We start from the raw sequence: 22,807 nt of genomic DNA, 5'->3' as shown, positions 1-22,807 counted from the left end.
GGGCCATGACATCCAGGGAATTCCGGCCGCACCGGGTCGCCGTCCTCGCCCTGGACGGCCTGCTGCCCTTCGAACTCGGCATCCCGCACCGGATCTTCGGCCGCCCTCGGGACGCGCGGGGACGGCACCTGTACGAGGTCGTGACCTGCTCGGTACGGCCACCCGGCCCGGTCGAGACGGACGCCGACTTCACCGTGCACGTCACCCACGGCCCCGAGGCGCTGGCCACGGCCGACACGGTGATCGTCCCGGCGTCGCACGAACGCGGCCCGGTTCACGACGAGGGCCGGCTCACCGACGACCTGGCCGCCGCCCTCGCCCGCATCCGCCCCGGCACCCGGCTCGCCTCCATCTGCACCGGCGTCTACGTCCTCGCCGCCGCCGGCTACCTCGACGGCCGCCCGGTGACCACGCACTGGGCACACGCGGAACACCTCCAGCGGATGTTCCCGCGGATCCGGGTGGACGCGGACGTGCTGTTCGTCGACGACGGTGACGTGCTGACCTCGGCCGGGGTGGCCGCCGGGATCGACCTGTGCCTGCACATGGTCCGCCGCGACTTCGGCACGGCCGTCGCCAACGAGGTCGCCCGGAGCACGGTCGTACCGCCCCACCGCGACGGCGGCCAGGCGCAGTACATCCACCGCCCGGTCCCCGATCCGCAGTTGGCCACGACGGCCGCCGCCCGCGCGTGGGCGCTGACCCGGCTGCACGAACCGATCCAGCTACGGGACATGGCCGGGCGGGAGGCCATGTCGGTACGCACGTTCACCCGCCGCTTCCGTGAGGAGGTCGGCGTCAGTCCCGGCCAGTGGCTCACCCGGCAGCGCGTGGAACGTGCCCGGCATCTGCTGGAATCCACCGGTCTGTCCATGGACCAGGTGGCCCGGGAGGCGGGCTTCGGCACGGCTCAGTCGATGCGGCAGCACCTCCTGCAGACACTCGGGGTGACGCCGACGGCGTACCGGCGGACGTTCCGGGCGGCCAGCGGCATCTGAGCGCGAGCACCGCTCCGCCGGACGGCGAAAAGTTATCCACAGCCTGTGGAGTAAAAAGACGGACGCGCTCCCCCACCGTCGGCGGTCGCCGGGGACACGGGGACACCGGTGGTGATCGTCTGGATGCCGGCCCCGCGCGGGGCACGCTCGTGGCGGCAGGGGGGTTGGCGGCGCGCCCCCCAAGCGTCACCGCGCGCGCCGCCCTCCGATGCGACCCACGCTCGACGAGGGTCGCCGTCACCCGGGCCCTCGCCGTCCCCTCGCGGCGAATCGACGTCCACCAGCCTGATCAGACAACGGGCTGACGTCAACGCCGGTACGGGCGTTGCCCGTCCACGCGCTCTGCGCGGACCCCGCGCACGGGTGCACCGCCGGCGCACCACCGCGCGGAGGGACTACACCACCTCGAACGCGAAGCCCTCGTACGCGGAGAGCGCGCCCCCGTACGCCGTCGCCGCGCTGTCCCGGGGCTTGGAACAGCGGTCCAGCTCGCACCAGATGCTCTTCCCCGCACCGTCGGGGCTCCAGCCCCAGCGGTCGGCCAGACAGTCCACGAGGGCCAGGCCGCGGCCGCCGGTGGCGTCACCGCCGGCACAACGGGGCACAGGAGCGCGGGAACTGGTGTCGGCCACCTCCACCCGCACCGTGGCCGACGCGGCCCTCCCGGCCACCGGACCCGGCAGGCACAGGCGCAGCACGGCCGGACGGCCGGTGTGCACCACGGCGTTGGTCACCAGCTCGGAGACGAGCAGGATCAGGGTCTCGGCCAGCGGTTCGTCGGCCGTTATCCCCGACCCGGCGAGCCGCGAGCGGGCCCACTTCCTGGCCCGTCCCACCTCCGCGGGGTCGGGCCGGATCTCCAGCTGCACTTGAAGCACCTGCACCGCTCACACCATCCGAACCGGCGGACACATGACCCCACGCCGGCCGCGCGTCACGGCGTCAGCCGCGGCGGCGATCACGACGAGGGCCACGATCGTAGCCATTTTCTGCATGGCCAGGACAACGGCCAGAGCAGGGGTCACGTTGTGTGACTCCCTTGCGAGACAGCATGGTTGACGTACAGTCACCCCAACAAGCGCTTCGGGCATATTCCCGCGCGAAGGAGTACGCGTGAGGCATACTGTGCGACGCTCGTGCCGGGGAGTCGAACAGGCGACGGCCGAAGGCCCGACCGCCCTGCCAGCAGCGGCGCGCACCGCACGGCCCGGCATCGCCCCAGGGGCATCACCGGCCCGGCTCGTCCGCGCAGCCACTCGCATCCCACACAAGGTACCGGAGCGGACGCCCGACTCCAGGCCGTGACAAGTCGCGGTATGGACACAACCCGGTATCAACGCTCTGTGATGCCGACACGCCACGATCCGCGACATCAAAGGCCAAAGCTTTCGGCATCCCGCCCCCGCCGCAGCCGCGAACCGACCCCCGGCCGCCGCCCCCGCCCGGCCCCTCCACCTTCCGATCGTGGCGGTCGGAAGGGGGTGTCGATCCGCCGGGCGAGAACGCCCGTGGCCCCCTTCCGGACCGACGCGGCCACGGCGGTGCGAACGGGGACGGCGCGCCGGCCGGCTCCTGTCACATCCGGCTCAGGCTTGCCGTGGCGAAGAGTACGTCTCTGATCGCCTGGCGGTCGCCGCGCCGGCCCGCCGCGGCGTCCTCCGGGGAGATGTGGCCCGCGGCCAGGTGGCAGAACTCCACACCGTCCAGGGCGACATGGGCCACCTCGTGGTCGGCTGAGCCCACCGCCGCCGGTGAGTCGAGCGGGATCAGCCACTCGCCGCCGGCCGCGCCCTCGATCTCCAGGCGCAGACTGCGTCCGGGGGCGCCGGCCGGGACCAGGTGGGGTGTCCGGTCGCCCGGTGCGGACAGGCCCGCGCGGCGGCGTTCGGCGAGTACCACCGGCAGCAGCCGGGCCGCGAGGTCGATCATCCGGTTCAGGTGGCGCGGGGCCGGCGGCTCGTACGGGTAGTGCACCGCCTCCGCGATGTCCGCGGCGTGCACCCAGCACTCGAAGGCGCGGTCCAGCATCGCGTCGTGCAGGGGCAGGGCGAAGTCGCCGTACGCCACCGGCAGTCCACCGGCGTGGCTGCCCGTGAAGGACACCGTCCGCACCAGGTTGTGGCTCTGCTCCCGCCAGGGGCCGCGGACCGTGCGGGTCGGCGGGAAGCGGGAGGCCCGCCAGTACGCCTCCGTGCGCCCGGCCGGGCCGGTGACGCCATCGCCGTGCCCGGGCGCGGCGGGGAGCGGGTCCTCCAGGCCGAGCGCCGTCGCGACCAGCCCGTCGACCGACAGCAGGTGCGCGATGACCCCGGCGACGGTCGTACGGCGGCCGGTCGGGCGGTCGTCGTCGAACCAGCGCAGCCGCACCGGCGCGTGCCACTCCGCGTCGCCGAAGTCCTGGAGCAGCGCGTCCAGGCGGGCGGTCTCGGCGTCGTAGGGCAGCGCCCAGTCGGGCACCGGGATGCGCGGCGGCCGGCGGCTCAGGCAGTTCTTCAGGACGCGGGTGCGCAGGGCCGGGTTCAGGTCGAGGCTCTCCGGCTGGTGCAGCAGGCCGACGGCCTCGCGCAGCCGGCGGGCCTCGTCGGCGCAGCCGCCGCAGTCGCCCAGGTGCTCCTCGACGGCCGCCGTCTCCGCCGCCGAGCAGGCGGCCAGCGCCCAGGCACCGAGAAGCGACTTCAGGACACCGTGCGACAGACCGGACGACGCGGGCGCGTGCCCCGCCGGACCGGACAGGCCGGACGACGCGGGCGCCTGGCCCACCGGGCCGGGCAGCCGGAGCCCGCTGTCCTCGACGGAGGCGCGGGGTGTGGGTATCCGGGGCTGCCGGGCGGGGCCGGAACCGCCGTTGCCGTGCGACGCGCTCCCCGCACCGCCGTCGGCGCCACCGGAGACGGGCGACGCGTCCCCCGTGCCGGCGTCCGCGTCCGTGCCGGCGGCGGCGTCCGTGCCGGCAGCGGCGTCCGTGCCGGCAGCGGCGTCCGTGCCGGCAGCGGCGTTCCCACCCTCGTGGGCCGGGTGGCCGGGGTTCGGGTCGGCGGCGGCGTGCGGCTGTTCGCCGTCGGTCTCGTGGGCGTGCCGCTGCTCCGGTCCGCGGTCCTCGTGTCCGTCGTGCGCCTCGCTCCGGTCCGCGCCGCTCACGCCGCACCTCCGTGTTCCGGCGGTGTCCCGGCGTCGTGGGCGGTGGACAGCAGTTGGAGGCCGAGGCGGAGCCGGCGGCGGGCCTCCTCCTCGGTCACTCCGAGGTCGGCCGCGGTCTGGCGGTAGTCGCGGCGCCGGGAGTAGGCGAGGTCCAGGGCGGCGCGCAGTGGGGCCGGCATGGAGTGGACGATGTAATCGGCGCGGGCGGCGACCGAGGCGCGGCGGACGGTGTTCTCCAGTTCCTCGGGCCGGGGCTGCTCCCGTTCCTCCCGGTCGCGCAGCCGCCGGACGGCGGCCCGGTGGGTGAGGCCGGCGATCCAGGTGCGCAGGGGACCCTGTCCGGGGTCGTAGGTCTCGGGGTGTTCCCAGACGTGGGCGAAGATCTCGCGGGTGACGGCGTCGGCGGCCTCCTCGGCGCCCAGGACGCGGTGGGCGAGGCCGTGCACGAGGGAGGCGAACCGGTCGTACAGCTCGCCGAGGGCCGCGGCCTCTCCGCGGGCGAGCCGCTGCTGCATTTTCCGGTCCCAGCGGGGTGGTACGTCCTTCCGGCCATGCCGTCCCCTTCCCTCGCGCGTGTCCGGCCCGACCAGCCTGTCGTCCCTGCCGTCCCGAATGTAGTCGGCACGTCTGACGGTGCACGCCCCTCTGTGTCAAAGTGCGCCCCCCGGAGCACCGCAGGTGATAGTGCCCCCTTCACACATCCTTCACGCCCAACGCGTGCGCCTCTGATCGAACATGATCGATGGTGACCGAAATGAGTCCCTTGTCGATCATCTGCCGTTTACCGCTTGGCGTTTCAGGGAACGGCCGCTGGGCAGCAGCCCGGAAGGAAACGCAGGAACTGCTTCCGTTTCCGGGCGGTTCCGGGAGATCCGGCGAACGGAGGGGCAGGGCCGTGGCATTCAACGTGACCGGCGTCGAACGGGGCGAGTGGACCGTGCTCCGGGTCTCCGGGGAACTGGACCTGATGACCTCCCCGGTGCTGCGCCAGCGGGTGCACGATGTCGTCGCCGAGGGCAATCACAGCCTGGTCGTGGACCTCTCGGACGTCTTCTTCTGCGATTCCAGCGGAGTCGGCGTGCTCATCGCCTCCCGTCGGCTGATCCGCTCCTGTCAGGGCCGGCTCCGGCTGATCCTGCCGGACCGGGGCGCGGAGGACGGCTCGCACGTCAACCGCGTCCTCGGCGCGCTCGGCGTCCGGCGCCTCTTCGACGTCCACCCCGACCTCGACGCGGCGACCAACGACGAGGCCGGGCCCCTCTCCGCCTGAGCGGCCCGCACGACTGCGTGACTCGGCCACATCGTTGTCGCGGAATTCCCCCGGTCTTGGCACAACTGCCGGTTTCCCGCCACCTGGCGGTCACCCGCGTCGTACGCTCCCTGCCAGGCCGGCCCCACCGACAGGCGCGGCCCACATGGACGACCCCCACATAAGGCGGCCCGAACAGACATGGTCAGCACCGAGTACGAGCGCAGGATCGCCGCCCGGTTCGCCACCTTCGACCAGGACGGCAACGGCACCATCGACCGCGCGGACTTCAACGCGGCGGCCAAGGCCCTGCTCGCCGAGTTCGCCGTGCCCGCCCGTTCCGACCGGGGGCAGGCGCTGTACGCCGGCGCGGAGGCGTTCTGGCAGGGCATGGCCGGCATCGCCGACCGGGACGGCGACCAGCGCATCACCCGCGAGGAATTCGTCACCGGGGCGGTCAAGCGGCTGCGGGACAACCCCGGCCGCTTCGCCGAGATCGCCCGCCCCTTCCTGCACGCGGCCCTGGCCGTGGCCGGCGCCGACGACGACGGCCGGCTGGGCACCGCCGAGACCGCGCGTGTGCTGCGGGTGCTGCGCGTGCCGGAGGAGGTCGCCCGGCAGGTCGCCGCCGACCTCGACACCGACGGCGACGGCGGGATCGGCGAGGCCGAGATCGTACCGGCGTTCGCGCGCTACTTCACGGTCGCCGAGTAGCCACCGTGGCCGCCGTAGCCACCGTGGCGGCTCAGGCGAAGACGACCGTCCGCCGGCCGTTGAGCAGGATCCTGCGCTCCGCGTGCCACTTGACGGCCCGCGCCAGCGCCTGGCACTCCACGTCCCGCCCGACGGCCACCAGTTGGTCCGGCGTCACGTCGTGCCCGACCCGCTCGACCTCCTGCTCGATGATCGGCCCCTCGTCGAGGTCGGCGGTGACGTAGTGCGCCGTCGCCCCGATCAGCTTCACGCCCCGCGCGTGCGCCTGGTGGTACGGCTTCGCGCCCTTGAAGCTCGGCAGGAAGGAGTGGTGGATGTTGATGATCCGCCCGCTGAGCTGCTTGCAGAGGTCGTCCGAGAGGACCTGCATGTAGCGGGCGAGGACGACGAGTTCGACGTTCTCCTCGCGGACGATCTGGAGGAGCTTGCCCTCGCCCTCCGCCTTGTTCTCCCTCGTCACCGGAATGTGGTGGAAGGGGATGTTGTACGAACCCACCAGCTCCTGGAAGTCGGTGTGATTCGACACCACCCCGACGATCTCCACGGGCAGCGCCCCGGTCCGCGCCCGGAACAGCAGGTCGTTCAGGCAGTGCCCGAACTTGCTGACCATCAGCAGGATCCGCATCTTCTGGTCGGCCCGGTGGATCTGCCACTCCATGTGGAAGGAGTCACCGATCGCGGCGAAGCTCGCCCGCAGCTTCTCCACCGTCACCGGCGCCTCGGCCGAGAAGTGGACGCGCATGAAGAACAGACCCGTGTCGTGGTCGCCGAACTGCTGGCTGTCCTCGATGTTGCAGCCGGTCATGAACAGGTAGCTGGACACGGCGTGCACGATGCCCTGCTTGTCCGGGCAGGAGAGCGTGAGGACGTACTGGTCGGCCGGCGCGGCGGCCGAGGAGGCGGACTGCTCGTTCATGCACCACAGGGTCCCATACCGGCGGCCCGCCGCCCCCGCCCGTCCGCCAGCCGGACCCGCGCTACGCGCTGCGGGTCTGGATGCGCAGGATGTCCAGGCTCTTCGGCGGCGCCTCCGGGTCGTCCCCGTCGCTCACCGACATCCGCACGTGCGCGTCACGCGCCGCCCGCACCGCCTCCGGCCACCCGGGATGCTCCAGGTACGTGGCGACCGGCGCGTCCGGCCCGACCTGGTGCATGATCCGCAGCACCCGCAGCACGGCGGTGTCGACGAGCGCCGCCTCCTGCGAGTCGCGGAAGACGGTGCCGACGTACTTCTCCGCGGACCAGTTGTCCAGCCAGGTGTCCTCCACCAGCCGGTACACGGCGTCGGTGACGTCACCGAAGCCGTCCGCACCGGCCAGCCAGACGTCCCGCTGGAACACCGGGTCGGAGAGCATGTGCAGCGCCGAGCGCACGTTGCTGCGCCACCGCCACCACGGCATGTCGTTCAAGGGCATGCCGCCCATGGTGGAGGAGCGACGGCCGCGACGGGAAGTGTTCTCCGAACCTTGCACGGTCATCGATCGTACGTTCCGCCCGTCGCGGGTCCCACCGGCCCCCGTAATTCATCCCGGCGTCACCCTTTGTCGACCGTGGGTCACTTCCGGGTTAGCGGTGTGAGGGAATCGTGTGTGCGCATGACCGGCAGGCGACGCACCCGCAGCACCTTTCCTCCCGTACCGTCCCGTGCTGTCAGAGCCACCGCCCTCGCGGCGGGCGCCGTGGCTCTCTGTACGTCGCTGACCGCCGCGTGCGGGGTCGTCCCCGGTGCCACGGGGGGCTCCGGGGACGACCCCGTCAAGGTGATGACCTGGGCCCCGCAGGACACCGACGCGACCAACAAGCCCGGCATGCCGGCGATGGCCCGCGCCTACGCCCGCTGGGTCAACGCGCACGGAGGCATCCACGGCCACAGGCTCCAGGTGCTGACCTGCAACGACCACAACGACAGCGTGGGCGCGGCGAAGTGCGCCCGGCGGGCGGCGGACGAGAACGTCGTCGCGGTCGTCGGCTCCTACAGCCAGTTCGGCGACTCCTTCCTCGCCCCTCTGGAGGGCGCCGGCATCCCCTACATCGGCGGCTACGGCGTCACCAACGACGAGTTCACCGGCTCCATGTCCTACCCGGTCAACGGCGGCCAGCCCGCCCTCCTGGCCGGGCTCGGCGAGGCCCTCGCGGACGGCTGCGGCAATGTCGCCCTGGTCCGGCCCGACAGCATCGCCGGCGACCAGTTGCCCACGATGCTCGACTCGGGGCTGCGGGTGGCCGGGCACCCGGACGCCGGCGACCAGCCGGCCGCGGAGGACGCCACCGAGTACGGCGGCCAGGCCGAACGGGCGCTGCGTTACGCGACCGGGGACACGGCGCGGAAGGGCTGTGTGGTGCCCGCGCTCGGGGACCGCACGGACACCTTCATGGACTCCTTCCGGCGGGCCCGCGACGACTTCCCGCGGGTGCGCACGGCGACCGTGCTGGGCAGCGTCGACCAGACCGTGATCGATGCCACCGGCGGGGCGTCGGGCCCCTACGAGGGGGCGTACATCACCGGCTGGTACCCGGTCGCCTCCGATCCGCGGTGGGCCCCGATGAAGAAGGTGATCAACGAGGAGGCCTTCGGCGACAACCGCATCGATCCCGCGGACGCCGGTGTGCAGACCACCTGGATCGCCTACACCGTCCTCAGGGCCGCCCTGGAGCGGATCGGTGGCGGCGAGGTGAGCGCCGACACCGTGCGGCACACCCTCGGCGGCGGCCTGCGCGTCTCCACCGGCGGCCTCACCCCGACCCTGCGCTGGCCCTACGAGAGCAGGCTCGCCGCGGTCGGCTTCCCGCGGCTGGTCAACGCCGACGTCACCCTCCAGGTCGTCCGGGACGGCAGGCTGGTCGCGGCCCGCAAGGGCGTCGGCCGCGGCACCGGGATCACCGACATGACGTCGACCCTGGAGCACGCGGACGTGCCGTGACGGGTCCCGGCGGCCGGGACCCGTCGGGCGGTCATAGCTGGGTGGGCTGGCGCTGGGTCAGGCCGTACTTCCGCGCGATCGTGTTCCACAGCGCCGCCGCCTTCGCCTTCTGCGCGCTGGCGGTGCCGCTCTCCCGGTTGCCGGCCTGCGTCTCACCGGTGGTCCGGGCGTGCCCCTTGTGGCAGACCTTGCGGTTCTTGGCCTGGTCGGCCCAGACCGCGTAGTGGTTGTCGGCGGCGGCGGACGCCTGCCACGCGCTGGTCAGCGCGGCCGTCAGGTCGCCGCTGCCCGGAAGCTCGTCGACGGACAGGCTGCCGAGCCGGGTGACCAGCCCGCCGCGCTGCTTGGCGGCGTCCCGCAGGTCGGCGGCGGCCCGGTCGAGGTTGTCGCACCGCCGGACGTCGGTCACCGCCTGGATCACCGAGGCACGGCTGCTGCCGCTGTCCGCGAGCAGCTTGTCCAGGTCGACCGCCTGTTGCCGGGCCGGGTCGACGGTCGGCGAGGCGGAGCCGTGGGTGGTGGGGGGAGCGCTGGCGGCCGTCTTGTCGTCGGTGCCCCCGTCCTTGCCGCCCCCGCCGCTGAGCAGCGCGCCGGCGCCCACGCCGAGCACGACGAGGCCGATGCCGATGGCGGCGATCAGCGGCAGCCGCGACCGGCCCCGGCGCCGCCCGCCCTCGTCGTCCGCCTCGGGGCCGTACGACGGCCGCGCCGGGCGGTACGGCGCCTGCGCCGGGCCGGGGTGGGGGTCAGGCACCCGGGGGAGCTGCTGGGTGGACCCGGCCGGGCTGTCGTCGCCCGCCGGGCCGCCGCGGAAGAGGTTGTCGAACTCGGCGGGCGGCTGCCGGTCCCCGCCGGCCGCCTGGGCCTGGGCGGCGTAGGGCGGGATGTACTGCGTGGCCTCCGCGTCGGAGTGCGCGGGCGCCGCCGGGCGGGGCCCGTGGCCGAGGTACCGCGTCTGCTCACCGGCCGACCCGGACGGCGCCGTGCCGGGCGGCACCGGGGGGAGGTACTGGGTCGCGGCCTGGTCCGCGGGGGCCGCCTGGACGGGCGGGATGTACTGGGTGGCGCCCTCGTCGGCGGGGCCGGCGGGTATCGGCGGAAGGTACTGGGTGGCTCCGTCGGCCATGGGCGGCAACGGCGCACCCGCCGCCGGGTACTGGGGGTGCTGCGGGGACTGGGGGTGCTGCTGCGACTGGGGGTGCTGGGGCTGGGGCTGCCCGTAGGGGCCGGGCGTACCGTACGGGGGCTGCTGGGGCACGCCGTAGCCACCGCTCTGCGGGCCGCCGTACTGCTGCCCGCCCTGCCCGGCCGGATCGCCCTGAGCACCGTACTGCTGCGCCCCCTGCCCGGCGGGACCGTTCTGGCCGCCGTACTGCTGCCCGCCCTGCCCGGCGGGACCGTTCTGGCCGCCGTAGTACTGCGCGTCCGGGCCGGCCGGGGAGCCGTACGTGGGGGGCTGGCCGCCGGGGCCGTACGCCGGGGCCTGGGCGCCGTAGGACGGGGTCCGGCCGCCGTACGACGGGGCCGGGGCGCCCTCGGGGGGCAGCGGGCCCGGGTTCCCGGGGGGCGGGGACTGCGGGCCGGAGCCGTCCGGGGTGCCCCACTGCGGGGCGGCCACCGGGGGCAGCCCCTGATCCGGCTGGGGTGCCTGCCGCTCCGGGCCCCGGGGGCCGCCCCAGGCCTGGCCGCCGGCCGGGGCCGCGGGGGCGGGCGTTCCGGTCGTGCCCGGCAGCAGGGGCTCGCCTCCGTCGGAGGGCAGCACGATGCCTTCGCGCGCGGGCCGCGCCGAGGGCTCCTCGCCCTGTCCACTCTGCGTCACCGGGACTCCTACTAATGGGGGACCTTGTGAATCGTCGGCTCACGCTATCGGGTCCCCCGAGCCGGGTGCCACGCAGCTCAGGACGCAATCCCCTTTCCTGTGACGGCGGTAACAGAGCCGCCCCACGACGCGCCCTTCACGCCACCGGGCGCACACCCGGCCGTCGTTCGCCGTCCGTTCACCCCCTGGCCGGGTGGGTGTTCACGCGGCCTGCGGAAGTTCCAGGCGCGCCCCGAACTCCCGCACCACCGCCTCGTCCCCGAACGGCTCCAGCCGCTGCTGGAGGTCGTCCAGGTACTCGGCGCCCCGGTTGGACCGCAGGGTCTCCAGCAGCTCGACCGCCCTCATGCCCGTGCTGCAGGCCTGTTCGATCTCGCGCTGCTGCACCTGGGCCGTGGCCAGCAGCACATAGCCGATGGCGCGCCGGCGGGCGCGGGACTCGGGGTGTCCGGCCAGCGACTGCTCGGCGTACCGCGCCGCCTGCTCGGCCTGTCCGAGGTCACGGTGGCAGTGCGCCAACTCGTCGGCGAGGTAGGCCTCGTCGAAGTGCCGGATCCACACCGGGTCGTCGCCGCGGGAGTCGTCCGCCCGCTCCATCGCCGCGACCGCCCGCCCGGTGGACGCCTGCGCCGCGCGCGCGTCGCCGAGCAGGGCGTGCCCGCGTGCCTCGGCCCCGTGGAACATCGCTTCCACGCGCGGGGTCACCTGCCCGCGTGCCCCTTCCTGCGCCGCCCGCGCCAACTGGGCGATCTCCCGCGGGTTTCCGAGCTGGGCGGCCAGGTGGCTCATGGAGGCGGCGAGGACGTAGCCGCCGTACCCCCGGTCCCCGGCGGCCTGGGCGAGCCGCAGCGACTGGATGTAGTACCGCTGGGCCAGGCCCGGTTGCCCGGTGTCCACGGCCATGTACCCGGCCAGTTCGGTCAGCCGGGCGACGGCCGCGAAGAGTTCCCGCCCGACGGCCTCCCGGTAGGAGCCCGCGAGCAGTCCGGAGACGACACTGTTCAGGTAGTGCACGACGACCGGGCGCACGTGCCCGCTGCCGTACTGGTGGTCGAGGTCCGTCAGCGACTGGGTCATGGCCCGTACGGCGGCGACGTCCGACTGGCCGACGCGCGGGCCCGCCTGCCGGGCGACCTGGGCGTCCGGCGCCGAGATCAGCCAGTCGCGGCTGGGTTCGACCAGCGCGGAGGCGGCGACGGAGGAGCCGGACAGGAAGTCCCGGCGCCCCACGTCGCTGCGCCACAGCTCGCAGACCTGCTCGATGGCTCCCAGTACCGTCGGCGAGAACTGGAGACCGACCCCCGAGGCGAGGTTCTTGCCGTTGGCCATGCCGATCTCGTCGATCGTGACCGTACGGCCGAGCTTGCGCCCGAGCGCCTCGGCGATGATCGCCGGCGCCCGGCCCCGCGGCTGCTGGCCGCGCAGCCAGCGTGCCACGGACGTCTTGTCGTAGCGCAGGTCGAGACCGTGCTCGGCGCCGCACATGTTGACCCGCCGGGCCAGCCCGGCGTTCGAGCACCCCGCTTCCTGGATGAGTGTCTGGAGGCGTTCGTTCGGCTGCCTCGCCACGAGCGGCCTTGCGGCCATGTGCTACCCCCTGCGTTGCGATCCCCTGGAGCGTGAAGTTCAGGCCGGGAAGATCACTGCCCAGCCGACATACCGCCAATGCACGACATGTGCGTTTTGCCGGGGTAACGACGGTTGCCCTCCCCCTTCCTGGCTACCCACCCCACGCCTCGCCTCCTCCCGCGCGCCCCCGCACGTGCTCCCATGCGCCCCGACTGCCGGACCGGTGCTCCTCCCCCGCGCGCGCCGCGGCCGTAACCCCGGGTGGGTGAGGGAGTTGAGAGGGGCGTGGAAGAGACGATCGCGGGCGCCCAGGACACTCAGACTGCCGGTCACGTTCCGCAGCAACGGGGGGAATCGCTGCTGGAGAGCGCCGTACGGTACGCCGAGGAGCGGCACTGGGACGTGGTCCCGGGAAGCTGGCTGGAAGCGGTCGACGGGGTGCCGTACTGCTCGTGCCGTGACGTCTCCTGTCCCGCGCCGGGTGCGCACCCCGCGCGCCCCGACTGGGCGGCCCAGGCGACCGGCAGCGCGACCGTCGTGCGCCGGATGTGGCAGCAGCAGCCGACGGCGTCGATCCTGCTGCCGACGGGACGGACCTTCGACACGCTGTCCGTTCCGGAGAGCACGGGGTTCCTGGCCCTCGCCCGGATGGAGCGGATGGAGCTGTCGCTCGGGCCGGTCACGCTGACTCCTGACCGGCGGATGCACTTCTTCGTGCTGCCGGGGGCCGGCGCGAAGGTGCCGGACCTGGTGCGGAAACTGGGGTGGTCGCAGTCGTCCCTGGATCTGCTCGCGCTGGGCGAGGGCGCGTACGTGGCCGCGCCGCCCACCCGGCTCGGGTCCCGGGGGGCCGTGCAGTGGGCCCGCCGGCCGACCCCGGCGAACCGCTGGCTGCCGGACGCGGAGGAACTGATCTCCCCGCTGACCTACGCGTGCGGCCGGGACCGCTAGCCATCCGCCGCCGGCCGGGACGGGGGCGACCGGGCCCGGCCCACGTCCGTCCGCGTCCGCTCGGGGCCGCTCGAATCCGCTCGGGGCCGCTCAGGTCCGCTCGGGTTCACCTGGGGCGGCGGCGGGAGACGTGACCGGGCCGGGTCAGGGACGTCGGGCCGTCAGTATGCGCAGGCGGAAGCGGCAGTCCAGGTCCTCGTCCTCGTCGGTGACGGCGGCGGACCGGGTGCGGAAGGTCTGCCCGAGCGCGGCCAGGCCAGCGCCGCGGTGTCCAGCGCGGCGAGGTCGTACATGCCGGACAGCGCCCTCCAGACCCGCTCGGGCGGCCCGCCGATGTCGACCGTCACCGTCTCCCACTCCGGCTCACCGGCGAACCCGGCCCCGGCGATCAGCGCGCCGAGCGCCTCGGGGTCCCGGGCCCGGCGGTCGCCCAGCGCCGGCATCCGGCGGCCGGCGGGCGCCCCGGCGAGCGCCTGCGGCAGCAGCTCGCCGAACAGCTCGTACGCCGTCCCGCCCCCGCCGGCCCCGATGGCGCACACCAGCAGGCCGCCCGGCGCCAGCACCCGGGACAGCTCGGCGAGGACCTGGTCCAGGTCGGCCATCAGCATCAGCGCCAGGTGCGAGACGCAGGCGTCGAAGGCGCCGGTACGGAACGGGAGCCGCTGCGCCCGGGCCTCCAGCAGGGCCGCCGTGGACAGCCCCGGCCGGCGGCGGGCCAGGGACAGCGAGCGTGGTGAGAGGTCGACCCCGGCGAGCCGGCGGCCCGGGGTGCGGGCCAGCAGCTCCAGCAGCAGGCCGTCACCGCAGCCGAGGTCCAGGACGCGGCGGCGGTCGGCGACACGGTCCCGCAGGGCCTCGTAGCCGGTGCGGGCGCCGGCGGCGCGGGCCGCGGCGAACACCTCGGTGGTCACCGCCGGCCGCTCGGCGTGGAAGCCCTTCAGGAAGTCCTCCTGGGTCCGGGTGCTCATGACGCGGTCCTCACTGTGAGTACGGGGGGGCGGTGACCCTTGAGGCGGAGGCGGAGGCGGGGCGGCCGGGGACAGGATGCGGCCGTCAAGGACAGGGGTGGGCGTGGTTGGTCAGGCGGTGAGGACGCGGCCCAGGAAGGGTTCGACCGCGGCGCGCCAGGACTCGGGGTGGTCGTAGTGGGCGAGGTGGCCGGCGTCGGGCACCTCGGCGTAGACGCCCCGGGGCAGGACCCGGACCATCTCCTGGGCCTCGGCGCGGCCCAGTTCGCCGTCGAGACCGCGGACGACGAGCGCGGGGCACCGGACCTGGGCCAGTTCCTCCCAGTGGGCGTCGTACACCCAGGCCTCGCGGGAGCTGAGCATCTGTTCGGGCTCGAACACCGGCCGCCAGCCGTCCTCGCACTCGTGCATCACCTCGGCGTAGAACGCGCCGCGCGCCGGGTTCGGCCGCTCCACCCAGGGGTCGTGCTCGCCGAAGAACGCGCGGACGTCGGCGAGGCTGGCGAACGGGAGGGGCCAGGACCGGAACCAGTCGGCCCAGTCCCGTTGTGAGGCCGCGCCGAGGGCGGAGGCCCGCATGTCGCAGATGATCAGCCCGCGCACCAGGTCGGGGCGTTTGGCGGCGAGCTGCCAGGCGGTGAGGGCGCCCATGGCGTGGCCGACGAGGAGGACCGGGCCGAGGCCGAGCTGCTCGACGGCGGCCTCGGCGTCCTCGACGTAGGCCTCGCGGGTGTAGGCGGCCGGGGCGGGCTTGTCGCTCTGGCCGTGGCCGCGCTGGTCGAGCGCCACGGCGCGGTGGCGCCCGGCGAGCCAGCGGGCGGTGGCCGCCCAGTGGGAGGCGCGGCCCATCAGGCCGTGCAGTAACAGCACGCCGGGGGCATCGGACTCCGCTTGCACGCCCGGCTCCCCCGTCGGTTCCGGAGGTTCCGCTTTCGGAGGGTCCGCGAACTCCCAGGCGGCCAGGCGCACCCCGCCCGCTCCCGTCACGTCGATACGCCGTGCCATCGGCCTGGTACCCCCCAGCTCCGCGTGCCTCGTCGTCCACTTGTTTCAGGCTATCGAATGCCTATTCGAAAATACTGTCTCTGCGGACAACACCCCTCATTCGAGTGACACCTCTCAAGGAATGATCGCCGTGACCGAGGGGATCTCTTCTGTCAGGAGGCGGACCGCTCGGGGAAAAACGGTCCGAGGGGAAATGACCCTGGGAGCTCGGGGCTCCGGGTCAGCACAGGGGAGGACGGGTCCCGGCGCCGCACGGCGCCGGGACCCTCTCCCGTCTCAGCGCTTGGCCACGAACACATGAGAGGCGACGTCCGCCGCCAGCTCGGCCGCCTCGCCGCCGCTGCCCACCAGCACCCCGCCGGGCGACTCGGTGACACTCACCACCGAGCCGGGCTGCACGCCCGCCCGCCGCAGCGTGTACATAAGCTGCGCGTCCGTCTGGATGGGCTCACCGATGCGGCGCACCACGACCGTCTTGCCGTCGGTGCCCGGGTCCAGGTCGGCCAGCGACACCATGCTCTCGTCGAGGAACGCCTCCGCCCCGTCCTTCTCGCCCAGCTCCTCCAGGCCCGGGATGGGGTTGCCGTACGGCGACTCGGTCGGATGCCGCAGCAGCTCCAGCACGCGGCGCTCCACCGCCTCGCTCATCACGTGCTCCCAGCGGCACGCCTCCGCGTGCACCTGCTCCCACTCCAGGCCGATCACGTCCACGAGGAGACATTCGGCCAGCCGGTGCTTGCGCATCACGCGCGTCGCCAGCCGGCGCCCCTCGTCCGTCAGTTCCAGGTGCCGGTCGCTGGCCACGGACACCAGGCCGTCGCGCTCCATCCGCGCCACCGTCTGGCTCACCGTCGGCCCGCTCTGGTCCAGCCGCTCCGCGATGCGGGCGCGCATGGGGACTACGCCTTCCTCTTCGAGTTCGAGGATGGTGCGGAGATACATCTCCGTGGTGTCGATCAGTCCGGACATACGTGCCCCTCGATTACCTCGGCCGGCAGCCCGACGCGTGCGCTGGCCCTGGACCCAATTCTGCCGGATCCCACTGACAAGCGTGCGGCGCCGCGGAAACGGGGGCCCGTCCGGCCGGGGCCGGCACCGGTACCCGGCGCCGTCGGCCGTATTGACACCGCACTGGTCCAGACCGCACGGTGATCCGCGACACAGACGCTGCGAAGGGGCACCGCATGAGCGACGGCACGCCTGCCGACCTGTTCTTCGACGCCGCCGTCGGCCTGCTGCAACGGGTCCGGGACGAGGAGGCCGGGGCGATCACCGCGGCCGGCACCCTGCTCGCCGACACCGTCGCGGCCGGCGGCCGCCTGTTCGCCTTCGGCGCCGGACACTCCTCCCTGGCCGCCCAGGACGTCGTCTACCGCGCGGGCGGCCTGGCCCTGATGAACCTGCTCGCCGTCCCCGGTGTCGTCGGCGTCGACGTCACCCCCGCCACCCTCGGCTCCGCCCTGGAACGCGTCGACGGCCTCGCGAGCGCCGTCCTCGGCACCTCCCCGGTCCGCGCCGGCGACGCCCTCCTGATCATCTCGCTCTCCGGCCGCAACGCCCTGCCCGTGGAGATGGCCCAGGGCGCCCGCGCCCTGGGCGTGAAGGTCATCGGCGTGACCTCCGTCGCCTACGCCACGGACACCACGTCCCGGCACGCCTCCGGCACCTTCCTGAAGGACCACTGCGACATCGTCCTCGACTCGAAGATCGCGGTCGGCGACGCGGAACTCACCCTCGACACCATCCCGGCGCCCTTCGCCCCCGCCTCCACCGTCGTCACCACCGCCCTCGTGCAGGCCGTCATGGCGACCGCCGCCGCCGCCCTCGCCGACCGCGGCATCGAGCCCCCGCTGCTGCGCTCCGGCAACGTCGACGGCGGACACGAGTGGAACGGCCGGGTGATGGAGGAGTACGGCGACCGGATCTTCTACCGCCGCTGAGCGGGGAGGCTACTCCCCCGGTCGCCCCCGCAGCGCCTCCGCCAGGTCCAGGGCCGCGGCGATCCGTACGGCCACGTCCTCCGCGTAGGCCGTGTCGGACCGCTCGAAGCGGTTCCGGCCGGCCCCGCGCAGGAACGTCACCACGCCCAGCGTCCGCCCCCGGCTGCGCAGCACCGCGCACAGCGCGTGCACCGCGTCGCCGGGCCACCGCCGCTCCAGCGCCCACTCCCGCGCCCGCTCCGCCGGCACCGACCCGGCGTCCGCACGCACGATCCCGGCCCGCTCCACGCACTGGAGCGCCGGATGCCCCTCCGCGTACCGCACGGGCAGTCCCGCCGCACCCGTCGGCACGCTCGGGCCGGGCGCTCCGGCGGGTGTGGCGGCGAGCCGTACCAGCCGTACCGGATCCGTGCCCTCCTCCTGCGCGCCCTCCGCGCGCGGGGTGCCCGCCACCCGGTCGATGAGCGCGTGGTCGGCGAAGCCGGCGAGGGCGAAGTCCAGGTGGACGGTCGCCGCCTCGGCCGGGTCCTCGCACTCGGCCGCGGCCCGGACCGCCCGGTGCAGTTGGTTGGCCCGGAACCGCAGCAGGGCCGTCTCCTGCTCGCCCTGCCGGGCCTCGGTGACGTCCTGGAACAGCCAGGCCACGCCGAGCGGCACCGGCTCCTCCGCGAGCGGTGACGCCAGCCGCAGGAACCCGCTGCGCCAGCAGCGCCGCTTCTCGCCCTCCGGTGTGCGCACGCCGACCCACAGGTCGGCGGGCGCGGGCGGCGCGCCCTCGGCCAGGACGTGGGTGAGCGCCGCCTCCAGCTCCTCCACGCCCCGCCCGAGCAGTTCGCCCAGCGGACGCCCCAGCACGGACGTGCGTCCCACGCCCAGGGCCCGTGCCGCGTGCGCGTTCACCACGGCGGGCCGCAGGTCGGCGTCGACCAGTACGACCCCCCAGGACGCGTTCTCGAACAGCGCCTCGCTCAACGCGATGGACCGCTCCAGGTCGATCTGCGCGTGCACCTCGCTGAACGCGCAGTACACCCCCGCGGGTTTCCCGTCGGGCCCGCGTACGGCGGCGGACTGGGTCCGCACCAGCACCCGGCCGCCGTCCTTGGTCACCAGCGCGAACTCGTGCACCTGTCGCCCGGGGGCCCGCATCACCGACATCAGCCGGGCGTGCACCTCCTCGGCGTCGGCGCTGCGCACGGCCCAGCCGGCGAACCCGTGCCGGCCGACGGCCTCACCGGCCGTCCAGCCGAGGATCCGCTCGGCCTCCCGGTTCCAGTGGGTCACCACCCCGTCGGCGTCGAAGGCGCAGAGGGCTGCGTCCATGCCGTCCAGCAGTGCGGCGAGCAGGTCCGAACCCCCGGGCTCACCGGGCTCGTCCGGCCCCAGCTCGTCCGTGGTCCCACTCCGCCGCGAAGCACTCACCTGGACCCCCTGGAGGCTGCGTCCGCGCACGTACGGCGCTCGGTCCGCTCATTGGCCTTCATTCAACTGGAACGTGACACAGCCCACATCCTGTTCCCGCAAGATTGCGGCAATCAATCCCCGGGCCCGCCCGGCGGGAGCCGCAGATCCACCCACTCGTCCGGTTCGCCTTCCAGCACGTACCGCTCGACCTCCACGAACCCGTGCCGCAGGGCGAACCGCAGCCCGTCCTCGTTCGCCGCGAGCACGCACGTCTCGATCACCGCGGCGCCGAGCACGCGCGCGTGTGCCCGCCCGTCCTCCCACACCGCCGTCCCGAACCCGCGTCCCCGGAACGCGGGCAGCACGCGCGCGATGACGGTGGCCACGCCGTCCCGGCCCGTCGGGGGCCGCACGGTGGAGCACCCGACGACCACGTCCCCGAGGTAGGCGTTGGCCAGCCGGTACCACTGCCGTCGCCGCCGGGCGTCCTGCGGGGACAGGGCGGCGGGCGGTACGACCGCGTTGTGGACGTACCGCCAGTGTTCGAGCATGTCGTCGTCGTCGACGGCGACGATCCGAAGTCCGGTCACGCCAGCACGTCTACCATCCGCGTCGCCCGCCTGTCAGGGGAAACCCCCGGCCCGGGAGAGTTCCGGCGGGCCCGGTGCGCGGGCCGCCGGAAAAAACGGTTGAGTCCACCGGGCCGCCTTTCTACGCTGGGGGCACGTACGAAAGGAGGTGATCGGGTACATGAGTGAAACCCGGACGCGCGAGGTGGCTGCGGGCTAGCGGCCCGCCACCACACCCAGTGCGGTGCCGGACCGGCGTGTGCACCACGCGGCCGGCCAATCCAACGCAGTCACCCGACCCGCGGGCTGCCGGTACGTCCGGCCGGCTCCTCTTCGAGGAACCCAGCCCGCGGGTCGTCTGCGTTCCCCGGTCCCTCCCGGTCAGGGGCTGAGGCGTTCCACGCGCCAGGTGCCGTCGGGCCGGGCGGCGTAGCGCAGGCGGTCGTGCAGCCGGTTCTCGCGGCCCTGCCAGAACTCGACGGTCTCCGGCGCGACGCGGAAGCCGCCCCAGTGGGGCGGGACCGGGACCTGTTCGTCGGCGGGGTAGCGGGCCTCGAGCGCGGCGTAGGCGGTGTCCAGGTCGGTGCGGGAGGCGATCACCGTGGACTGGGCGCTGGCCCAGGCGCCCAGCTTGGAGCCGTGCGGGCGGGTGCGGAAGTAGGCGGCGGTCTCGTCGCGGCCGGTGCGGCGGGCGGTGCCGGTGACGATGACCTGGCGGGCCAGCGGATGCCAGGGGAAGAGCAGACCGACGCGCGGGTTGTGCGCGAGGTCGCGGGCCTTGGGCGAGTCGTAGTTGGTGTAGAAGACGAAGCCGTCGGTGTCGTACTGCTTCATCAGGACCGTGCGGGAGCTGGGCCGGCCCGTCGGGTCGACGGTGGAGACGACCATCGCGTTGGCCTCGTAGAGCGTGCCGTGGGCGGCCGCCCGGGCGGCGTCCTCGAACCAGCGGGCGAACTGGTCCATGGGGTGGGTGGCGAGGTCCTCCTCGGCGAGGCCGTCGGCCCGGTACTGCTTGCGCATGGCGGCGGGATCGAGGACGGGGTCCAGGAACGGGTCGCGGTCGGTCACGCGGTCATCTTGCCGTATCGAACGGGTATGGCACCGGGTGTCGTGTGGTCTCCCCAAGTCCGGCACCGGGGGTTATCGTGCTGATCCCCTTGCGGTTGGGTTCACCACGGGTGACCACCGGCCGATCGGGGCATCACCGGGGTGACCGCCGGCCGTACATCACGAGGAGCCGCCAGATGTCCGACTTCGTACCCGGGCTCGAAGGAGTCGTCGCGTTCGAGACGGAGATCGCCGAACCCGACAAGGAGGGCGGCGCCCTGCGCTACCGGGGCGTCGACATCGAGGACCTGGTCGGGCACGTCTCGTTCGGGAACGTGTGGGGGCTGCTGGTCGACGGCGCGTTCAACCCCGGTCTGCCGCCCGCCGAGCCGTTCCCGATCCCGGTGCACTCCGGTGACATCCGGGTGGACGTGCAGTCGGCGCTGGCGATGCTGGCTCCGGTGTGGGGCCTGCGGCCGCTGCTCGACATCGACGAGCGGCAGGCGCGGGCGGACCTGGCGCGGGCCGCCGTGATGGCCCTGTCGTACGTGGCCCAGTCCGCGCGCGGGCAGGGGCTGCCGATGGTGCCGCAGCGGGAGATCGACAAGGCGCACTCGGTGGTGGAGCGGTTCATGATCCGCTGGCGGGGGGAGCCGGACCCGAGGCACGTCGCCGCCGTGGACGCGTACTGGACGTCCGCCGCCGAGCACGGCATGAACGCGTCCACCTTCACCGCGCGGGTCATCGCCTCCACCGGCGCGGACGTCGCCGCCGCGCTGTCGGGTGCGGTGGGCGCGATGTCCGGGCCGCTGCACGGCGGTGCGCCCTCACGGGTGCTCGGGATGATCGAGGAGATCGAGCGGACGGGCGACGCGGAGGCGTACGTCCGGCGGACGCTGGACCGCGGTGAGCGGCTGATGGGGTTCGGGCACCGGGTGTACCGGGCCGAGGATCCGCGGGCGCGCGTGCTGCGGCGTACGGCGCGGGAGCTGGGGGCGCCCCGGTTCGAGGTCGCCGAGGCGCTGGAGAAGGCCGCGCTGGAGGAGCTGCACAACCGCCGGCCGGACCGGGTGCTCGCCACGAACGTGGAGTTCTGGGCGGCGATCATGCTGGACTTCGCCGAGGTGCCGGCGCACATGTTCACGTCGATGTTCACGTGTGCCCGGACCGCGGGCTGGTCGGCGCACATCCTGGAGCAGAAGCGCACGGGGCGGCTGGTGCGGCCCTCCGCGCGGTATGTGGGGCCGGGGTCGCGCCGTCCGCAGGAGATCGAGGGATACGCCGACATCACGGACATCGCCGACGTCGCCCGCTAGGGGGCGGAGCCGCGTACCGGTGCGGCTCCGCACCCTCCCGGGCGGTGTGTCACGCCGGTGTCAGCAGGCCCGCGTGGTGGCGTTCGGCGACCAGCGGGTGGGCCCTGAGCTTCCCCTTCAGTTCGTTGTAGCCGTACTCCGCGTGCAACGGGTTGGCCGGGTCGGCGGTGATGCCGGGGGCCTTCGACGCGTGCGGGAAGGGCAGCGGCTCGATGCGCGCGTCCAGGCGCGGGTTGTAGAAGAACGGGACGGAGAACCGCTCGGTGGCGCCGGGCGGGCTGACGACCCGGTGGTTCGTGGCCAGGAGGTAGCCGTCGGTCGCCACCTCCAGGAGTTCGCCGAGGTTGACGACGAAGGCGCCCTCGATGGGCGGTACGTCGTGGAAGCGGCCGTCCTCGCGCTGGACCTGGAGGCCGCCGACGGTGTCCTGGAGGAGCAGGGTGAGGAAGCCGTAGTCCTTGTGGGCGCCGACGCCCTGGCCGGTGCCGTCGTCCGCGCTGCCGGGGTAGCGGACGAGCTTGAGGTGCGGGTGGGCGTGGGCGCCGAACACGGGGTCGTAGAAGCCGGCGGGGGCGCCGATGGCGGTCAGCAGTTCGCGCAGCAGGCGCTGGGCGACCGCGCTCAGCCGGTCGATCCAGGCCAGGGCGGCCGTGCGCAGTGCGGGCAGGGCGGCCGGCCACTGGTTGGGGCCCTGGAGCCACCAGTAGGGGGGTTCGCCGGGGCCGGGGACGCGGGCGGGGCGTTCGGCGCCGATGTCGAGCTGGTCGCGCCAGTCGCGGGAGCCGCCGGTGCGCTCGTCGCCGGTGCGGGTGTAGCCGCGGAAGTGCGGGGAGTTGACGTTGTCCAGGGCGAGCCGGTCGGCCTCGGGGAGGGCGAAGAAGGCGCGCATGGCGGTGAGCAGGGCGTCGGTCTCGGCCTGGGTCACGCCGTGCCCGGTCAGCTGGAAGAAGCCGACGTCGTGGGCGGCGCTGTGGAGCTGGGCGTGGAGCAGGGCGCGGGCCTGGGGGCCGCGGTCGGCCGCCGACAGGTCGATGATCGGGAGCTGGTGGTACGACGGGGTCGCCGGGGTGTGCGTCGTCGCGGGGTGGATCGTCATGGTGCGTCCGCAGGGTGTACGGGGCACGGGTGGCCGCCGAGGGGTCGAGAGCGGCCCCCGGGTGCCGGAAGAGGAAGGGAGAAAGGGGGCTGGATCAGGCGGAGAA

The 22,807-nt window shown here is 73.9% G+C and carries 21 protein-coding genes; 7 read left to right on the top strand and 14 right to left on the bottom strand.

Features of this window, described 5'->3' with window-relative positions; genetic code table 11:
• The first annotated feature begins 5 nt into the window (after positions 1-5).
• The gene (locus D9753_RS20050) at positions 6-998 is read left to right on the top strand and encodes a GlxA family transcriptional regulator (protein ID WP_121788242.1); all 993 of its coding nucleotides are present in this window, start codon (positions 6-8) and stop codon (positions 996-998) included.
• Between the two features lie 395 nt (positions 999-1,393).
• Here the strand turns inward: D9753_RS20050 and D9753_RS20045 are convergent, their stop codons facing one another.
• From D9753_RS20045 to D9753_RS20030, 3 genes are all read right to left on the bottom strand, one after another.
• On the bottom strand, positions 1,394-1,867 hold the full coding sequence (locus D9753_RS20045; RefSeq protein WP_163010741.1) for an ATP-binding protein: 474 nt from the start codon (positions 1,865-1,867) through the stop codon (positions 1,394-1,396).
• Between the two features lie 706 nt (positions 1,868-2,573).
• A complete protein-coding gene (locus D9753_RS20035) occupies positions 2,574-4,136 on the bottom strand; it encodes a maleylpyruvate isomerase N-terminal domain-containing protein (protein WP_394346735.1) in 1,563 nt (520 codons plus the stop codon).
• Positions 4,133-4,651 carry an RNA polymerase sigma factor gene (locus D9753_RS20030; RefSeq protein WP_121788239.1) on the bottom strand — a complete coding sequence of 173 codons (519 nt, stop codon included), beginning with the start codon at positions 4,649-4,651 and terminating at the stop codon, positions 4,133-4,135. Before D9753_RS20030 ends, D9753_RS20035 begins: the two co-directional genes overlap by 4 nt.
• 380 nt (positions 4,652-5,031) lie before the next feature.
• Here D9753_RS20030 and D9753_RS20025 point away from each other — a divergent pair, with 380 nt between their 5' ends.
• Together D9753_RS20025 and D9753_RS20020 are read left to right on the top strand one after the other, a co-directional pair.
• On the top strand, positions 5,032-5,406 hold the full coding sequence (locus D9753_RS20025) for an STAS domain-containing protein (RefSeq protein ID WP_121788238.1): 375 nt from the start codon (positions 5,032-5,034) through the stop codon (positions 5,404-5,406).
• Positions 5,407-5,586: 180 nt separating this feature from the next.
• Positions 5,587-6,099: an EF-hand domain-containing protein gene (locus D9753_RS20020; protein ID WP_121788237.1), complete on the top strand. Its 513-nt coding sequence runs from the start codon at positions 5,587-5,589 to the stop codon at positions 6,097-6,099.
• A 31-nt stretch (positions 6,100-6,130) separates the two neighbouring features.
• Here the strand turns inward: D9753_RS20020 and purU are convergent, their stop codons facing one another.
• Entirely contained in the window at positions 6,131-7,015 is an 885-nt protein-coding gene (gene purU, locus D9753_RS20015; RefSeq protein WP_121788236.1) for a formyltetrahydrofolate deformylase, read from the bottom strand.
• 61 nt (positions 7,016-7,076) lie between these two features.
• The gene (locus D9753_RS20010; RefSeq protein WP_121788235.1) at positions 7,077-7,577 is read right to left on the bottom strand and encodes an SCO4402 family protein; all 501 of its coding nucleotides are present in this window, start codon (positions 7,575-7,577) and stop codon (positions 7,077-7,079) included.
• A 117-nt stretch (positions 7,578-7,694) separates the two neighbouring features.
• On the opposite strand from D9753_RS20010, the gene D9753_RS20005 reads away from it, so the two are divergent.
• Positions 7,695-9,020, top strand: a complete 1,326-nt coding sequence (locus tag D9753_RS20005) for an ABC transporter substrate-binding protein (protein ID WP_163010740.1) — start codon at positions 7,695-7,697, stop codon at positions 9,018-9,020.
• 31 nt (positions 9,021-9,051) lie between these two features.
• On the opposite strand, the gene D9753_RS20000 is transcribed toward D9753_RS20005, so the two are convergent.
• Entirely contained in the window at positions 9,052-10,839 is a 1,788-nt protein-coding gene (locus D9753_RS20000; RefSeq protein WP_121788234.1) for a hypothetical protein, read from the bottom strand.
• Between the two features lie 201 nt (positions 10,840-11,040).
• Positions 11,041-12,426, bottom strand: a complete 1,386-nt coding sequence (locus D9753_RS19995; RefSeq protein ID WP_121788233.1) for a tetratricopeptide repeat protein — start codon at positions 12,424-12,426, stop codon at positions 11,041-11,043.
• 267 nt (positions 12,427-12,693) lie between these two features.
• Between D9753_RS19995 and D9753_RS19990 the strand changes: the two genes are divergently transcribed.
• On the top strand, positions 12,694-13,359 hold the full coding sequence (locus D9753_RS19990; RefSeq protein ID WP_121788232.1) for a bifunctional DNA primase/polymerase: 666 nt from the start codon (positions 12,694-12,696) through the stop codon (positions 13,357-13,359).
• A 161-nt stretch (positions 13,360-13,520) separates the two neighbouring features.
• On the opposite strand, the gene D9753_RS19985 is transcribed toward D9753_RS19990, so the two are convergent.
• From D9753_RS19985 to D9753_RS19975, 3 genes are all read right to left on the bottom strand, one after another.
• Complete coding sequence (locus D9753_RS19985) at positions 13,521-14,327, bottom strand: class I SAM-dependent methyltransferase (protein ID WP_121788231.1); 807 nt, start codon at positions 14,325-14,327, stop codon at positions 13,521-13,523.
• Between the two features lie 111 nt (positions 14,328-14,438).
• A complete protein-coding gene (locus D9753_RS19980) occupies positions 14,439-15,332 on the bottom strand; it encodes an alpha/beta fold hydrolase (protein ID WP_121788230.1) in 894 nt (297 codons plus the stop codon).
• Between the two features lie 276 nt (positions 15,333-15,608).
• Positions 15,609-16,301, bottom strand: coding sequence for a metal-dependent transcriptional regulator (locus D9753_RS19975; protein ID WP_121788229.1), 693 nt, complete (start codon positions 16,299-16,301; stop codon positions 15,609-15,611).
• 215 nt (positions 16,302-16,516) lie between these two features.
• Between D9753_RS19975 and D9753_RS19970 the strand changes: the two genes are divergently transcribed.
• Positions 16,517-17,272 (top strand): SIS domain-containing protein, encoded by a 756-nt coding sequence (locus D9753_RS19970; protein WP_121788228.1) that lies wholly within the window; start codon positions 16,517-16,519, stop codon positions 17,270-17,272.
• A gap of 9 nt (positions 17,273-17,281) precedes the next feature.
• Here D9753_RS19970 and D9753_RS19965 read toward each other — a convergent pair whose 3' ends face one another.
• The 3 genes from D9753_RS19965 to pdxH form a co-directional block, all read right to left on the bottom strand.
• On the bottom strand, positions 17,282-18,691 hold the full coding sequence (locus tag D9753_RS19965) for a PAS domain-containing protein (protein ID WP_121791179.1): 1,410 nt from the start codon (positions 18,689-18,691) through the stop codon (positions 17,282-17,284).
• 113 nt (positions 18,692-18,804) lie between these two features.
• The gene (locus tag D9753_RS19960) at positions 18,805-19,263 is read right to left on the bottom strand and encodes a GNAT family N-acetyltransferase (protein ID WP_240468228.1); all 459 of its coding nucleotides are present in this window, start codon (positions 19,261-19,263) and stop codon (positions 18,805-18,807) included.
• Positions 19,264-19,623: 360 nt separating this feature from the next.
• Positions 19,624-20,310, bottom strand: a complete 687-nt coding sequence (gene pdxH / locus D9753_RS19955; protein ID WP_121788227.1) for a pyridoxamine 5'-phosphate oxidase — start codon at positions 20,308-20,310, stop codon at positions 19,624-19,626.
• Between the two features lie 176 nt (positions 20,311-20,486).
• On the opposite strand from pdxH, the gene D9753_RS19950 reads away from it, so the two are divergent.
• A complete protein-coding gene (locus D9753_RS19950; RefSeq protein ID WP_121788226.1) occupies positions 20,487-21,605 on the top strand; it encodes a citrate synthase 2 in 1,119 nt (372 codons plus the stop codon).
• Positions 21,606-21,654: 49 nt separating this feature from the next.
• Here the strand turns inward: D9753_RS19950 and D9753_RS19945 are convergent, their stop codons facing one another.
• Positions 21,655-22,701 (bottom strand): isopenicillin N synthase family dioxygenase, encoded by a 1,047-nt coding sequence (locus D9753_RS19945; protein ID WP_121788225.1) that lies wholly within the window; start codon positions 22,699-22,701, stop codon positions 21,655-21,657.
• Positions 22,702-22,807: the final 106 nt, after the last annotated feature.

The sequence above is a fragment of the Streptomyces dangxiongensis genome, from assembly GCF_003675325.1.
Taxonomy (GTDB): Bacteria; Actinomycetota; Actinomycetes; order Streptomycetales; family Streptomycetaceae; genus Streptomyces; species Streptomyces dangxiongensis.
This window is presented reverse-complemented; position numbering and strand designations above follow the sequence as displayed.